This is a genomic window from Pseudomonas psychrophila HA-4, assembly GCF_000282975.1.
Lineage (GTDB): Bacteria > Pseudomonadota > Gammaproteobacteria > Pseudomonadales > Pseudomonadaceae > Aquipseudomonas > Aquipseudomonas psychrophila_A.
The window spans coordinates 92,993-106,899 of sequence record NZ_ALJC01000025.1; the positions used below are offsets into that span (position 1 = coordinate 92,993).

At 58.3% G+C, this 13,907-nt stretch carries 15 protein-coding genes; 8 read left to right on the plus strand and 7 right to left on the minus strand.

Annotated elements, in window-relative coordinates:
• Positions 1–18: 18 nt before the first annotated feature.
• From glcF to glcD, 3 genes are read right to left on the minus strand one after another with little or no spacing between them, the layout of a single operon-like run.
• Entirely contained in the window at positions 19–1,239 is a 1,221-nt protein-coding gene (gene glcF, locus B347_RS0103200) for a glycolate oxidase subunit GlcF (RefSeq protein ID WP_019408266.1), read from the minus strand.
• A 3-nt stretch (positions 1,240–1,242) separates the two neighbouring features.
• Positions 1,243–2,307: a glycolate oxidase subunit GlcE gene (gene glcE, locus B347_RS0103205; protein ID WP_019408267.1), complete on the minus strand. Its 1,065-nt coding sequence runs from the start codon at positions 2,305–2,307 to the stop codon at positions 1,243–1,245.
• Positions 2,307–3,806 carry a glycolate oxidase subunit GlcD gene (gene glcD, locus B347_RS0103210; RefSeq protein ID WP_019408268.1) on the minus strand — a complete coding sequence of 500 codons (1,500 nt, stop codon included), beginning with the start codon at positions 3,804–3,806 and terminating at the stop codon, positions 2,307–2,309. The genes glcE and glcD overlap by 1 nt, the downstream gene beginning before the upstream one ends.
• 235 nt (positions 3,807–4,041) lie before the next feature.
• On the opposite strand from glcD, the gene glcC reads away from it, so the two are divergent.
• Complete coding sequence (gene glcC / locus B347_RS0103220; RefSeq protein WP_019408270.1) at positions 4,042–4,809, plus strand: transcriptional regulator GlcC; 768 nt, start codon at positions 4,042–4,044, stop codon at positions 4,807–4,809.
• Positions 4,810–4,906: 97 nt separating this feature from the next.
• Here the strand turns inward: glcC and B347_RS0103225 are convergent, their stop codons facing one another.
• Positions 4,907–5,545, minus strand: a complete 639-nt coding sequence (locus B347_RS0103225; protein ID WP_026013961.1) for a LysE family translocator — start codon at positions 5,543–5,545, stop codon at positions 4,907–4,909.
• Positions 5,546–5,817: 272 nt separating this feature from the next.
• Here B347_RS0103225 and B347_RS26520 point away from each other — a divergent pair, with 272 nt between their 5' ends.
• The 6 genes from B347_RS26520 (at position 5,818) to B347_RS0103255 (ending at position 10,706) form a co-directional block, all read left to right on the plus strand.
• Positions 5,818–5,985: a hypothetical protein gene (locus B347_RS26520; protein WP_019408273.1), complete on the plus strand. Its 168-nt coding sequence runs from the start codon at positions 5,818–5,820 to the stop codon at positions 5,983–5,985.
• 192 nt (positions 5,986–6,177) lie between these two features.
• Complete coding sequence (locus B347_RS0103235; RefSeq protein ID WP_019408274.1) at positions 6,178–6,900, plus strand: GntR family transcriptional regulator; 723 nt, start codon at positions 6,178–6,180, stop codon at positions 6,898–6,900.
• A complete protein-coding gene (locus tag B347_RS0103240) occupies positions 6,897–7,685 on the plus strand; it encodes an SDR family oxidoreductase (RefSeq protein ID WP_019408275.1) in 789 nt (262 codons plus the stop codon). Before B347_RS0103235 ends, B347_RS0103240 begins: the two co-directional genes overlap by 4 nt.
• Before the next feature lie 94 nt (positions 7,686–7,779).
• On the plus strand, positions 7,780–8,712 hold the full coding sequence (locus tag B347_RS0103245) for a 3-keto-5-aminohexanoate cleavage protein (protein WP_019408276.1): 933 nt from the start codon (positions 7,780–7,782) through the stop codon (positions 8,710–8,712).
• Between the two features lie 68 nt (positions 8,713–8,780).
• Positions 8,781–10,106 carry an MFS transporter gene (locus B347_RS24590; protein ID WP_019408277.1) on the plus strand — a complete coding sequence of 442 codons (1,326 nt, stop codon included), beginning with the start codon at positions 8,781–8,783 and terminating at the stop codon, positions 10,104–10,106.
• A 108-nt stretch (positions 10,107–10,214) separates the two neighbouring features.
• Complete coding sequence (locus B347_RS0103255) at positions 10,215–10,706, plus strand: DUF1543 domain-containing protein (RefSeq protein ID WP_019408278.1); 492 nt, start codon at positions 10,215–10,217, stop codon at positions 10,704–10,706.
• A gap of 13 nt (positions 10,707–10,719) precedes the next feature.
• Here B347_RS0103255 and B347_RS0103260 read toward each other — a convergent pair whose 3' ends face one another.
• Positions 10,720–11,175 (minus strand): hypothetical protein, encoded by a 456-nt coding sequence (locus tag B347_RS0103260; protein ID WP_019408279.1) that lies wholly within the window; start codon positions 11,173–11,175, stop codon positions 10,720–10,722.
• Between the two features lie 268 nt (positions 11,176–11,443).
• Between B347_RS0103260 and B347_RS25505 the strand changes: the two genes are divergently transcribed.
• Complete coding sequence (locus B347_RS25505; RefSeq protein ID WP_157786876.1) at positions 11,444–11,782, plus strand: hypothetical protein; 339 nt, start codon at positions 11,444–11,446, stop codon at positions 11,780–11,782.
• Between the two features lie 227 nt (positions 11,783–12,009).
• On the opposite strand, the gene B347_RS0103270 is transcribed toward B347_RS25505, so the two are convergent.
• Both B347_RS0103270 and B347_RS0103275 read right to left on the minus strand, forming a co-directional pair.
• A complete protein-coding gene (locus B347_RS0103270; RefSeq protein WP_019408281.1) occupies positions 12,010–13,191 on the minus strand; it encodes an acetyl-CoA C-acetyltransferase in 1,182 nt (393 codons plus the stop codon).
• Positions 13,192–13,217: 26 nt separating this feature from the next.
• Positions 13,218–13,877: a CoA transferase subunit B gene (locus tag B347_RS0103275; protein ID WP_019408282.1), complete on the minus strand. Its 660-nt coding sequence runs from the start codon at positions 13,875–13,877 to the stop codon at positions 13,218–13,220.
• Positions 13,878–13,907 lie beyond the last annotated feature (30 nt).

Consider the following 13,907-nt stretch of genomic DNA (forward strand, 5'->3'; position numbering starts at 1 on the left):
TCATGCCCTCTCCCGTGTTCAGTGGGGCAATGCCGCTTCGATCAGCTCGATCCAGTGTCGGACGTGGGTTCGACCTGCACTGTTGAGGTGTGACTGACAGCCGATATTGGCCGTAATAATGACGTCAGGGTGTCCGTTTTCCAGCGCGTTCAGCTTATTGTCGCGCAGTTGTCGGGACAGTTCGGGTTGGGTCAATGAATAGGCCCCGGCCGAGCCACAGCACAGATGGCTGTCGGCAACGTTGGTGAGGCTAAAACCTAGGCGAGTCAGAATCGACTCAACCGCGCCTCCCAGTTTTTGTGCGTGCTGCAAGGTGCACGGGCAATGGAACGCCAGCCGCTGGTTGCTCTGAGTACCTAGCGTTTCCAGCGGCTCGTCGCGCAGCACTTCAACCAGATCCTTGGCCAGCGCACTGACTTTTTTGGCCTTGTCGGCATACGCCGGGTCGGTGCTGAGCAGGTGCCCGTATTCTTTGATAAAGGCGCCACAGCCGCTGGCGGTTTGCACAATCGCTTCGGCGCCTTGTTCAATGCTCGGCCACCAGGCGTCGATGTTGCGGCGAGCGCGGTTCAGGCCTGCGGCCTGTGCATCGAGGTGATAATCCACGGCGCCGCAACAACCGGCTTCGCGGCTTGGAGTGATACTGATCCCGAGTCGATCCAACACCCGTGCGGTCGCCGCGTTAGTGTTGGGTGACAGGCTGGGCTGCACACAGCCTTCAAGCATCAATACATGCCGGACGTGACGGCTGGGCGGTCGTGCCTTGGCGGGCGGTACGTGGTGCGGCAATTTGGATTGCAAGGTGTTGGGCAGCAAGGCGCGGAGTACCTGGCCGCTACCGACCAGCCCTTTGAACAGCCCAGGATTGGGCACCACTGCGCGAATGCCCTCACGCAACAAGCGCTGGCCGAGGGGGCGCGCAACTGCCGCATCGACCACCGCCCGGCCAATGTCCAGCAAGTTGTGGTAGTCGACGCCCGACGGGCAGGTGGTTTCGCAGTTGCGGCACGACAGGCAGCGATCCAGATGCTGCTGGGTTTTGTGCGTGACTTCATTGCCTTCCAGCACTTGCTTGATTAGGTAAATGCGGCCTCGCGGACCGTCCAGTTCATCGCCCAGCAATTGGTAAGTCGGGCAGGTGGCATTGCAAAAACCGCAGTGCACGCACGTGCGCAGAATGCTTTCGGCTTCTTCGGCGCGCGGCAGTTGGCGGGCCTGTTGGCTCAAGGTGGTTTGCATGGCTCAAAGCTCCGCGTACAGGCGCCCGGGGTTGAAGATGCCTCTGGGGTCGAGTTGTTGCTTGAGTTTGCGGTGGTAGCGCATCAGTGTTGCTGGCAACGGTTGGAACGGGCTGTCGATCAGCGCGTGGCGGTAGCAGGTCACATGCCCGCCGACGTCTTCGACGACGCGGCGGATAAAGGCTGCTTCGGCGTCGGACTTGAGCCAGCGCTGGGCGCCGCCCCAATCAATCAATTGGCTGCCGGGCAGCGACAAAGACGGGGTGTTGTTCGGCAATGACAGGCGCCAAAGGGGCGGGTCTTGCTCAAAGAAACGCAAGCGTTGCTCATTTAGGTCAGCCCAGTACGAAGCGTCGAGCAACTCGCCTCCCAGTCGGTCATGGGCGGCGGTCACCGAGCCTTCGCCCCCCTCAAGTCGTAGGTGCAGGCGCTGCCCGTCGTGGCAGGCGGCGCTGATCGGAAGCGGCTGCTGGCCCCATTCTGCGAGGCGTAGCAGGGCGCGATCAGTGTCGATCTCTAGGCTGATGCTTAAGCACTTGCGCGGCTTGGGCAGGACTTTAAGCGACACTTCAGTGATCACACCCAGCGCCCCATAACTGGCGGCCATCAACCGCGACACGTCGTAACCGGCGACGTTTTTCATCACTTCACCGCCAAAACGCACATGCTTGCCGTGGCCGGTGATCACGCGGGTACCCAGTACGTAATCGCGCACGGCCCCGGCCCATGGGCGGCGTGGCCCGGACAGCCCGCTGGCGAGCATGCCGCCAACCGTGGCGTCGGCCCCGAAGGAAGGCGGTTCACAGGGCAGCATTTGCTGCGCCGCGTCTAGCACTTCGTGTAATTCGGCCAAGGGCGTGCCACAGCGGGCGGTGATCACCAGTTCTGTTGGGTCGTAGCTGACAATGCCCCGATGGGCGCGGGTATCGAGCACGTCCCCGGCCATCGGGCGACCCAGAAACGCCTTGCTGTTGGCGCCCTGAATACGCAGTGGTTTAGCGCTGTTTAGCGCTTGATTGACCTGCTCCAGCAGTGCAGCGCTGTTATCGATATCGAGTGGGTTGCGCATCAAAAGCGCTCCAGTTCGGGGAAGGGCATCCGCCCCATATGAACGTGCATCGCGCCAAACTCGGCGCAGCGATGCAGGGTAGGGATGTTCTTGCCGGGGTTGAGCAGGCCGCTGGGGTCGAACGCGGCTTTGACCGCATGGAACAGCGTTAACTCATCGCTATTGAACTGCGCGCACATCTGATTGATTTTCTCGCGGCCCACGCCGTGTTCCCCGGTGATGCTGCCGCCGACGTTGACGCACAATTCGAGGATCTTGCCGCCCAGTGCTTCGGCGCGATCAAGCTCACCCGGTTGGTTGGCATCGAACAGGATCAGCGGGTGCATGTTGCCGTCACCAGCGTGGAAAACGTTAGCCACCCGCAAGTCATATTCGGCAGACAAGGCGCTGATTGCGCGCAACACCCCGGGCAGTTCGCGGCGCGGAATAGTGCCGTCCATGCAGTAATAATCCGGTGCGAGGCGACCCACCGCCGGAAAGGCATTCTTGCGCCCAGCCCAAAAACGTACGCGTTCAGCTTCATCACGGGCCTGGCGCACTTCGGTGGCACCGGCCCGTTCCAGCACTTGGCGTACGCGCTCGCAATCATCGTGCACGTCGGCTTCAACGCCATCGAGTTCGCACAGCAAAATGGCTTCGGCCTCGACCGGGTAGCCAGCGTGGATAAAGTCTTCGGCGGCGCGAATCGCCAGGTTATCCATCATCTCCAGACCGCCCGGAATGATCCCCGCGGCAATAATGTCGCCAACCGCCCGTCCGGCCTTTTCGACGGAGTCAAACGCCGCCAGCAGTACCTTGGCGGTTTGCGGTTTGGGCAGCAGTTTGACCGTGACTTCGGTGATGACCCCCAGCATGCCTTCGGAGCCGGTAAACAGCGCCAACAGGTCCAGCCCTGGCGAATCGAGGGCATCAGAGCCCAGGGTCAGGTGCTCGCCGTCCACGGTCAATATCTCGACTTTGAGCACGTTGTGCACGGTTAGCCCGTATTTCAGGCAATGCACGCCTCCGGCGTTTTCGGCCACGTTGCCGCCAATTGAACAGGCAATTTGCGAAGAAGGGTCGGGCGCGTAATACAGGCCGAAAGGCGCAGCAGCCTGGGAAATCGCCAGGTTGCGCACGCCCGGCTGAACCCGTGCGGTGCGTGCGGCCGGGTCGATGCTGATGATGTTATTGAAGCGCGCCATCACCAGCAGCAGGCCTTTTTCCAGCGGCAATGCGCCACCGGACAAGCCGGTGCCGGCCCCACGTGCGACCACCGGTACCTGGCGTTCATGGCACAGCCGTAACACGCTCTGGACGTGCTCAATGTGGTGGGGCAACACCACCAGCATGGGCGTGGTGCGATACGCTGACAGGCCATCGCACTCGTAAGGTTTTAGTTCTTCGGGCTCGTGCAGGATTTTCAGGCCGGGCACCTGCGTTTGCAGGGCCAGCAGCAGGGCACTTTTGTCGACGGCGGGCAGAACGCCGTCAATGCGTTCGTCGTAGAGAATGTTCATAGGCGGTAGGCGACGCTCAGTTATTTTTATTAGAGGTTCGTTGCCGGATGCAGCTGACTTGCATCATTGGCCTGAGGCGTTCTACTGTCCATGGGGCATTAAACTGGTCGAACCAGTTTATGACCCGCTGATTTTTTGTATTCAATAAGAATAATCAATAAAACAAAGGCTTGAGATTGCATCTGAGCCGACGTGATGCGGATGGCCTGGCTGGTCATACCCGTTGGAGAGCTTCATGCAAAAAGCAGCATTGACCCGCCAGCCGCAAGTGGCCGACGTGGTAAGTGAACGCATTGAGCGCCTGATCGTCGACGGCGTACTCAAGACCGGGCAATTACTGCCTTCGGAACGCCGTCTGACCGAAAAACTGGGTGTGTCGCGCACAGCGCTTCGTGAGGGGCTTATGTTGCTGCGCGCTCGCGGCATCATCCACACCGAGCAGGGCAGAGGGTCCTTTGTGGCCGACCTTTCAGGCCATGCGGGCGTGTCGCCACTGATGCATTTGTTCAGCTCGCAACCGCGCACCCTTTATGATCTGTTCGAGGTTCGCAGCGTGCTGGAAGGGGAGTCAGCGCGTCTGGCCGCATTGCGTGGCACTGACGCTGATTTTGTCCTGATCACCCGCAGTTATCAGGCCTTGCTCGATGCTCACAGTCGCTCGCTGGAAGCCTGCGAGCACGCGCGTCTTGATCATGCTTTTCATCTGGCGATCTGCGAGGCCTCACACAACCCGGTATTGGTGCAAACCCTGCGGTCGTTGACCGACTTGCTGCTCAATACGGTGTTTGCCTCGGTCAACAATCTCTACCACCGCGAACCGCAAAAACGCCAAATCGACCGCCAGCATGCGCGGCTGTACAACGCCGTAACCGGACGCCTGCCGGAACAGGCACGCAAAGCGGCCATTGCGCATATCCAGAGCATTAGCGAAAACCTTAAGGAAATTGAAAACGAGGAGCAGCGCTTGGTACGGGCCACATTGCGACTTGAGGGCTGGACGTAAGCGCTTCAAGCTGGCGAACTCGGGCTTCCCGCTCACGCTAGGGTGATCATCTCTGCACTACACGTGCGACTTGACGTGCAGAGATGATCAATAGGCCTTAGGCAACTTTGCCGCGGATCGTCAACAGGCTTACGCCCAGCCCGATAAACGAAACCCCAAACAAACGGTTGAGCACTTTCGCGCGCCCTGGCGACGATAGGTAGCCTTTTAATGTCTGGGCCAGCAAGGCGTAAAACAGATGCGCAACAATTGAGCAGCCGGCAAAGGTGAAAATCAGCACGGCCAAGTAGGTCATGCTGGAGTCACCGCCCTGGATGAACTGAGGCAGGAATGCGGCGAAGAAAAGAATGGCCTTGGGGTTGGTAATCGCTACCGAAAACCCTTTGCTGAACAGCTTCCACGCAGAGAGGCTTTCGCAGGTTGCTGCCTGCACGTTATCGAACGCGCGATTACGGCTGCGCCACTGTTTTACGCCCAGGTAAATGAGATAGCTGGCACCGGCGACTTTCAGCACCAGAAATGCCGTGGCCGACGCTATCAGCAGCGCACCCAGCCCGGCACTGGTCGCCGAGGCAATAATCAGTAGCCCGATTGCGTTGCCAAGAGAGCCGATCATGGCGCGCCATGGGCCATGGCTCACGGAGTTGGACAACGACATGATGACCGCGGGCCCAGGGGTGAGCGTCACGAGCAGAGCAATAAAGGTGAAACTGAGCCAATCATTTATTGAAACCAACGGGAAAATCTCCAGAAGACTCAAGCAGCAGGGCAGGCAAGCCTCTCATAGTTTGCAAGGCTGTCAATGTGAGTGAGTCAGGTTTTTTTGCCTGCAGGGCCTCTAGGGGTTAACTCGCGTGTGAATCCGCATGCCTGAGGTGCCGGTTGATGCGTGGAAGTCTGTGTACGGCATTCAGTCGTGCCGGTGAGCGTTCGTGGCAGGCGTGCGCTGGCGAGGCAGCGTCGTGTTTTGTTACGCTCTGTCGCAATCGCAAAGGGAGTACTTAAAAAATGGAACTGAAATCACCCGACAAAAATATACGAATCGTCGGCTGCGCAGGGATTGTTGCGGGGCTGGGGATGATCGTTGCCGGGCATGCCAGTATTGGCACCAGCCTATTGGGCGGTGGGTTGCTTTTTCTGGCTTTGCCTTTGTTTAGAACTTCGGGCAAAAAATAAGAATTCCCTAACCGCTACGGGTTTGACCTTACTCGGCTGCCCATAAAAGCAACGATCCCCGGCCGCGACAGAACCCATGCGCAACTGACGTGTTGTAAGCATCCGGTGTTATCTGCGCCAGGAAATTATTTGACATATTTGATTTGTGATCACATATTGAGGGCCATAAGAACGACAACACAGGTTTGACTCATGACACACGGCCCAATCCCGCTCCCTGCTTTGCGCCAAGTTTCTCGCGATACCCTGCAAGATCAGGTGTACCGTCAAATCCGCGAAGCCTTGATGAGTGGCCGCTTTCAGCCAGGCCAAAAGCTGACCATCCGTGGTCTGGCCGAAGCCCTCGGCTCCAGCCCCATGCCAGTGCGCGAAGCCCTGCAACGCCTCAGTGCCGAAAATGCCTTTGAAGTCACCGAGACTTCGCGTCTGCGGGTTCGCCTAATGACGGTCGACCGCCTACGCGAGATTCGTGATGCGCGGGTTGCTCTTGAGGGGTTGTTGGCAGAAAAGGCCGTTCTGCTGTTGGAAAAAAACGACCTCGCTGAAATTTCCGACCTGTGCCAGCAGATGCAAGCAGCGGCAGATCAAGTGGATGTGTCCCGTTACTTGTGGACCAACTTCGCTTTTCACCGACGCATTTATGCCGTGGCGCGAGCCGAATTGACGATGGCGGCCGTGGAAAATTTCTGGCTGCACATGGGCCCTTGTTTTGCCCTAGTCGCCCCCGATAAAGCTCACTTGCAGCGCTCGATGGAAGCCCACACCCGCATCGTAGAGGCATTGACCGCCCGCGATGGCGCCGGTGCTCGCGCCGCAGTGACCGATGACATCATGCAGGCCGCCGATTCGCTGGCGCGTCTGCTCGTCAAGAACGGCCCCGCGCGGTCGTCTGTTTCTGGAGGAAAACGAGCATGAGTGTCTTACAACGGTTGCAGCCTTATCCAGGTTTACGCGTATTGATTTCTGGCGGGGCTGCCGGGATCGGTGAGGTGTTGGCGGCGGCTTATCTGGAAGCCGGTGCTCAGGTGCATGTATGCGATGTGAGCGAACCCGCCTTGGCGGCGTTCCGCGACAAATACCCTGGCACGGTCGCAACCCGTGCCGATGTCAGTGACGCGGCGCAAATCGAGGCGGTTTTCAAGGTCCAGCGTGAGCACTTTGGTGGCCTCGATGTACTAGTCAATAACGCCGGTATCGCCGGGCCTACCGGGGGTATTGACGCCATCAGCGATGCTGACTGGCAGGCCACCATCACTGTCAACCTCACGGCGCAATATCGTTTTGCACACCATGCTGTGCCGTTACTCAAAGAATCGCCCCATGGCCATTTACTGCATATCGCATCGGTAGCGGGTCGTCTCGGCTATGCCTGGCGCACGCCTTATGCCGCAACCAAATGGGCAATAGTCGGCCTTATGAAATCGCTGGCATCGGAGTTGGGTGAAAGTGACATTCGTGTCAACGCCCTGTTGCCCGGCATTGTCGAAGGGCCGCGCATGAATGGCGTGATCCGCGCCCGCGCCGAACAGGTCGGCGTGCCAGAAGCCGAAATGCGCCAGCAATACCTCAACAAAATCTCCCTTAAACGCATGGTCAGCGCCGAAGACGTGGCGGCCATGGCGTTGTTTCTCTGTTCACCCGCCGCGCGCAACGTGACCGGCCAGGCAATCAGTGTCGACGGTAACGTCGAGTACCTGTAAGCCGCTGATGTAGCACCTGGCGCTGGTCGCCAACGACGCACACACCGAAATACCCAGGATTTTTTTTCATAAGAATAAAAGTCGGAGAATCGTCATGTCCAAAAAACGTCCTGTCATCATCACCTGCGCCGTCACGGGGGCTATTCACACCCCTTCGATGTCGCCGTATTTGCCCATTACTGCGCAAGAAATTGCCGAGGCCGCGATTGGTGCTGCCGAGGCGGGCGCCGCCATTGTCCACTTGCATGCCCGTGACCCTATTGACGGTCGTCCCAGCCAGGACCCGGCGTTGTTTGCTGAGTTTCTGCCACAGATCAAGGCGGCCAGCGACGTGGTGATCAACCTCACCACCGGCGGCGCGCCGACCATGGGCGTCGAGGAACGCCTGCAACCGGTGCTGCAATTTCAGCCGGAGCTGGCTTCGCTGAACATGGGTTCGATGAACTTCGGCCTGTACGAAATGCTCAACCGCTTCACCGAGTTCAAGCACGATTGGGAGCGCCCGTATCTGGAAGAAAGCGACGACCGAATCTTCCGCAATACCTTTCGCGACATCGCTCACATCCTTAATTCATGCGCGGCAAACCGCACCCGGTTTGAAGTCGAGTGCTATGACATTGGCCACCTGTACACCGCGGCCCACTTCATGGAGCGCGGTCTGATCAAGCCGCCGCTGTTTATCCAGTCGGTCTTCGGCTTGCGTGGCGGGATTGGCGGCCACCCTGAAGACCTGGCGCACATGCGTCGCACGGCCGACCGCCTGTTTGGCGAAGACTACGTATGGTCGATCCTCGGTGCCGGACGCGGGCAAATCCCACTGGCAACCATGGGCCTTTCGATGGGCAGCAATGCCCGGGTCGGACTTGAGGATTCGCTGTGGGACGGCCCCGGCAAACTCGCGGCTTCCAATGCCGATCAGGTACGGCGTATCCGCACCGTGATCGAAGCCTTGGGCGGGCGAGTGGCCACGCCGGACGAAGCCCGGGAAATTCTCGATCTCAAGGGTCGATACAACGTCAACTTCTAAGCCCCGAGCAGGCCGCGTCACTGCGCGGCCATGCCCATCCCGCACAACAACAAAAAAGGGATAACACCATGCGTAATCAAGCCGCACCTCGTGATGAGCGGGTGCTGAACAAACTGATGTTCGTCAAATTGATGCCGTTGCTGATTGCCGCTTACGTATTGAGCTTTCTCGACCGTACCAACATTGCATTGGCCAAGCACCAGTTGGACATTGACTTGGGCATTTCTGCTGCGGCTTATGGCCTAGGTGCAGGACTGTTTTTCCTGACCTATTCGCTGTCGGAAATACCCAGCAACCTGATCATGCACAAGGTGGGCGCGCGTTTCTGGATTGCCCGGATCATGGTGACCTGGGGGTTGATTTCAGCGGCCATGGCGTTTGTGCAAGGTGAGACTTCGTTCTATGTCTTGCGCCTGCTGCTGGGTATTGCCGAAGCGGGTTTGTTCCCCGGCGTAATGCTGTACCTAACCTATTGGTTCAACCGTGAACAGCGGGCGCGTGCCACCGGTTACTTTCTGCTGGGCGTGTGTTTCGCCAACATTATTGGTGGGCCGTTGGGTGCAGCATTGATGCGCATGGACGGCATGCTCGGCTGGCACGGCTGGCAGTGGATGTTCATGCTTGAAGGACTGCCCGCTGTAGCCTTCGCGTGGGTCGTCTGGCGCAAATTGCCAGACCGTCCAAGCAAGGCACCGTGGCTCTCTGCCGAAGAGGCGCGGGGGATTGAGCAGCGCATCGCGCAAGAGACTGAAGAGGGTGCCGGCAAGGGTGGACACTCGATCAAGCAGTGCCTCACGCCGCAAATCCTATTGGCCATTTTTGTCTACTTCTGCCATCAGATCACGGTCTACACGGTGATCTTCTTTCTGCCGAGCATCATCAGCCGTTATGGCGAAATGAGCACCATGAGTGTGGGGTTACTCACGTCCTTGCCGTGGATAGCAGCGGCGGTAGGTGCGGTTTTCTTGCCGCGTTATGCAACCACAGCGCGACGTGCCCGGAGTATGTTGGTCGCTGGATTGCTGACCATGGCGGCGGGTCTGGGCATTGCGGCAGTGTCTGGGCCGGTGTTCAGTTTGATGGGCTTCTGCCTGTCGGCGGTGATGTTCTTTGTGGTGCAGTCAATCATCTTTCTGTATCCGGCTTCACGGCTCAAGGGCGTGGCATTGGCCGGTGGCTTGGGCTTCGTCAACGCGTGCGGGTTGCTGGGCGGGTTTGTCGGGCCGTCGGTCATGGGCGCCATCGAAATGAGCACCGGCAATGCCATGAATGGCTTGAAAGTGATCGCTGTGGTGCTGGTGGTGGCCGCATTGGCGGCGCTGCGTTTACGTCAGGGGCAAGAGTCGGCAAGACCTAAGACTGTCACGGGTCAACCCGCCACAGAGGGCGTTTAAGCTAGGTTAGACCGCAGCCAAGCCCGAAGTTGAGCATAAAAAGGTTGAATTTGATGCTGTGCAGCCACGTACACTAGCGCCTTGGCTGCGCACATCTGGAGGGGTGAAATGCTGTTTGTTGTGATGTTGGGAGGCAAGCACCCCAGAGCCAAAATCGAAGTTCACGACGTGGTCTTTGCTATTGCGGACAGCTTGGAAGATGCCTATCCACAGCTGCGAGAAGGTTGGTTTGGCAACCCAGCAGGTTTGCATATCGATTCATGGATGCGCGTTGACGGCGTCGAACGCTGGAAAGTCGAACTGAGCCCGCTGGCGCCTTTGCCAGGCACGCCGCGTTTGTACTTCATCAACCTTGGCGGCTATGAACCGCATGCCTTTGGTGAGGCCCATTGTTATGTGCTGGTGGTTGCCCACGATAAAAAAGAAGCCAAGTCCAAGGGCCAGCAACACATGGTCAAGCACTGGAAACAAGCCCACACCGACGCTCTGATGGATGTGGATGACTGCTTACCGATTGATCAGGTGGGCGGACGCTACATCCATCTGGTCGAGGGCGAGCACCGCGGTGTGGCCCAGCACAACGATTACATTGTTATCTAGGCGTTGTACGCGATTACTGAACAACCGAAGGCTTTTCTTTGTCGTGCAGGAATAACTTTATTTTCGAGTCCAACTCATCGGGGACGCTCTCAGTCGGCAGCGAAACAGTCTTTGCCGCTGAGGTAGTGTTCAGTTGATTCTGGTCATTTTTGAAGGGCGACATAATCAATGGCTTCTGCGAAGGCAGGCCGGTTTTTTGCGGGACTCGGTTGTAAGAGTATTCGGTTATGCAGTTTTCTTTTTCGACCCCTTCCGGGGCATTTCGGCAGGCTTGATGGCTGTTGTCTTTGTAGCATTTAGCGCGGTCGGCTTCGATTAGCCGGTTCTGACACAAACCCGCAGACAGCAGCACTTGCACAGCCACCGCCCAATCGGGTTCTTGAGAAATGACGGGGGCTGCCTGGGTCACGCTGGTCATCAACAAAAGGCTGGCGCCAAAGGCTTTTAAAGTCGAGGTCGAATCGAACATCAGAGCTGTCCTTAGCAAGTGGTGCGCGTATGTAACATGGTTTTATAAGCGCTCGCAACGGGGTGTTTTTTCGTTTTCGGTCAACAAAATGCAACGTTAGTGTGCTGTTTCTCCAGGTCCGTGGTCGCTCGTAAACAGGGCAGGGCGCGCGTCGATTTGCTATGTTGTCGAACGCTCTCTGATGAGGAAAAAGGTTATGCCAAAGATTGTGTTCGCGCCCCTTGCGGCAGTTTTCTTAGCGCTGTTATTGACTGCATGCAGTCAGCATGTGACTTCTACAACGGGTTCAGCCTCATCGTCTGCATCGAATGGTACAGCTGCGCAGTTCATCGCCCGCGGTAACGAGCCCTTCTGGACCGTCAAGGTCAATGGATCTACCTTGACGTTGATAACCCCAGAGAACCTGGGGGGTAAACAGCTCAACGCGTTGCAGTCGGTGTCGACCGATAGCCTGAAGTTCACCGGCCAAGACCAGGGCCACGCGTTTACATTGCTCATCGTTCCTGGGACTTGTACGGACTCGATGTCGGACGAGGTGTTCAGTTACACGTCTACCTGGACCTATGCGGGTGACAGCAACACCGGTTGCGCTGCCAGCGGAGGCTGACGCACAGCGCTTATGGATCACACGGTGTATCGCCACCTCGTTGATACACCCCTGGCTTTAAATCTGGTTACTCGATAGCGCAAGTGATCGCTCACCTGTACTTGCGCTGCGGGCTCATTCAGATAAGCGCACTAGTACTCAATACTTCAGAAAATTGCTGCGGGGTAGGACTTTGGACCAGCCCGCGTGCAGATGTCGTGGATCCGTACGCGAGCTGTTTGAACCTTTTAATCGCGCTCGATGGCCAAGGCCACGCCCTGACCGCCGCCGATGCACAAGGTGGCGAGGCCTTTTTTGGCGTCACGCTTGATCATTTCGTGCAACAACGTCACCAGTACGCGGCAACCCGAAGCACCAATCGGGTGGCCCAAGGCAATGGCGCCGCCATTGACGTTGACCTTGTCCATGTCCCATTCCAGCTCTTTGCTGACGGCCAGTGATTGTGCGGCAAAGGCTTCGTTGGCTTCGATCAGGTCCAGGTCGTCGAGACTCCAGCCAGCTTTTTTCAAGCAGGTGCGGGTTGCCGAGACCGGGCCAATACCCATGATTGCCGGGTCGACACCCGCGTTTGCGTAACCGGCGATCCTCGCCAGTACAGGCAGGCCCAGGGCTTTGGCCTTGTCAGCGCTCATCAGCACCACGGCGGCGGCGCCGTCATTGAGGGTGGAGGAGTTGCCAGCCGTGACGCTGCCGTCCTTTTTGAACGCTGGCTTGAGTTTGCTCAAGGCCTCTGCGGTGATGCCGTCTCGCGGCTGTTCGTCGACCTTGAAGGTCACCGGGTCGCCTTTGCGTTGAGGAATCAGGATCGGGGTGATTTCGTCAGCAAAACGGCCGGATTTGACGGCCGCGATGGCTTTTTGTTGCGAGGCGGCGGCGAAGGCATCCTGTTGTTCACGGGTCAGGTGGTACTTGTCCACCAAGTTCTCAGCTGTGATCCCCATGTGGTAATCGTTGAACGCGTCCATCAAACCGTCGTGCAGCATGCTGTCGAGCAGCGTGGCGTTGCCCATGCGCAAACCGATGCGGGCGGCTGGCAGCACGTACGGCGCCAGGCTCATGCTTTCCATGCCCCCGGCAATGATGACCTCGGCATCGCCGCAACGAATCGCCTGGGTCGCCAGATGTAACGCCTTGAGGCCAGAGCCGCACAGTTTGTTCAAGGTCAGTGCGGGTACGGCGTGGGGCAGGCCTGCGAGGATCGACGCCTGACGTGCCGGGTTTTGCCCACACCCTGCGGTCAGTACCTGGCCGAGAATCACTTCATCAATCTGCTCGCCTTTGAGGCCGGTTTTTTCCAGCAGTTGACGAATGACGGCGGCGCCGAGTTCAGTTGCTGGAATGTTCGCCAGCGAGCCCTGAAAACTGCCAACGGCCGTGCGCGTGGCGGCGACAATGACGACTTCTTGCATCACATTTCTCCAAAAAAAGTGGCGGTTTAGGCGAATTGCATTTCCGGGACATGGTCTGGAACGATCAATTTGCCGGCAGTCTTGCTGACGATTTCTTCAACGCTGACGCCGGGCGCCCGCTCTTTGAGAATGAACGCGCCGTCTTGGATTTCCAGGTAGGCCAGGTCGGTCAGCACCCGCTTGATACACCCGGCGCCGGTCAGCGGCAAGCTGCAACGCGCCAGCAGTTTCGACTCGCCGTCTTTGGATGCGTGGGTCATGGTGACGATGATGTTCTCGGCACCGGCCACCAGATCCATTGCGCCGCCCATGCCTTTGACCAGTTTGCCGGGGATCATCCAGGAGGCGATGTTGCCGTGAACATCGACTTCAAACGCGCCGAGCACGGTGAGGTCAATGTGACCGCCGCGAATCATCGCGAACGACTCGGCGGAAGAAAAGATCGATGCCCCAGTGCGGGCGGTGACGGTTTGTTTGCCAGCGTTGATCATGTCGGCGTCCGCTTCACCCACATGCGGAAAAGGCCCCATGCCGAGCAGACCGTTTTCCGATTGCAGCATGACTTCCATGCCCTCGGGGATGTAGTTAGCGACCAGAGTCGGAATACCGATGCCGAGGTTCACATAAAAGCCGTCTTGCATTTCGCGGGCGACTCGCTGAGCCATTTGTTCGCGGGTAAGTGCCATTATTGTTCTCCGTGCGCTGAATCAAGCGCT

What these genes read in the sequence shown, in the direction of transcription:
- glcF (WP_019408266.1), bottom strand. Translation starts at nt 1,239, where the DNA reads ATGCAAACCACCTTGAGCCAACAGGCCCGCCAACTGCCGCGCGCCGAA.
- glcE (WP_019408267.1), bottom strand. Translation starts at nt 2,307, where the DNA reads ATGCGCAACCCACTCGATATCGATAACAGCGCTGCACTGCTGGAGCAG.
- glcD (WP_019408268.1), bottom strand. Translation starts at nt 3,806, where the DNA reads ATGAACATTCTCTACGACGAACGCATTGACGGCGTTCTGCCCGCCGTC.
- glcC (WP_019408270.1), top strand. Translation starts at nt 4,042, where the DNA reads ATGCAAAAAGCAGCATTGACCCGCCAGCCGCAAGTGGCCGACGTGGTA.
- B347_RS26520 (WP_019408273.1), top strand. Translation starts at nt 5,818, where the DNA reads ATGGAACTGAAATCACCCGACAAAAATATACGAATCGTCGGCTGCGCA.
- B347_RS0103235 (WP_019408274.1), top strand. Translation starts at nt 6,178, where the DNA reads ATGACACACGGCCCAATCCCGCTCCCTGCTTTGCGCCAAGTTTCTCGC.
- B347_RS0103240 (WP_019408275.1), top strand. Translation starts at nt 6,897, where the DNA reads ATGAGTGTCTTACAACGGTTGCAGCCTTATCCAGGTTTACGCGTATTG.
- B347_RS0103245 (WP_019408276.1), top strand. Translation starts at nt 7,780, where the DNA reads ATGTCCAAAAAACGTCCTGTCATCATCACCTGCGCCGTCACGGGGGCT.
- B347_RS24590 (WP_019408277.1), top strand. Translation starts at nt 8,781, where the DNA reads ATGCGTAATCAAGCCGCACCTCGTGATGAGCGGGTGCTGAACAAACTG.
- B347_RS0103255 (WP_019408278.1), top strand. Translation starts at nt 10,215, where the DNA reads ATGCTGTTTGTTGTGATGTTGGGAGGCAAGCACCCCAGAGCCAAAATC.
- B347_RS0103260 (WP_019408279.1), bottom strand. Translation starts at nt 11,175, where the DNA reads ATGTTCGATTCGACCTCGACTTTAAAAGCCTTTGGCGCCAGCCTTTTG.
- B347_RS0103270 (WP_019408281.1), bottom strand. Translation starts at nt 13,191, where the DNA reads ATGCAAGAAGTCGTCATTGTCGCCGCCACGCGCACGGCCGTTGGCAGT.
- B347_RS0103275 (WP_019408282.1), bottom strand. Translation starts at nt 13,877, where the DNA reads ATGGCACTTACCCGCGAACAAATGGCTCAGCGAGTCGCCCGCGAAATG.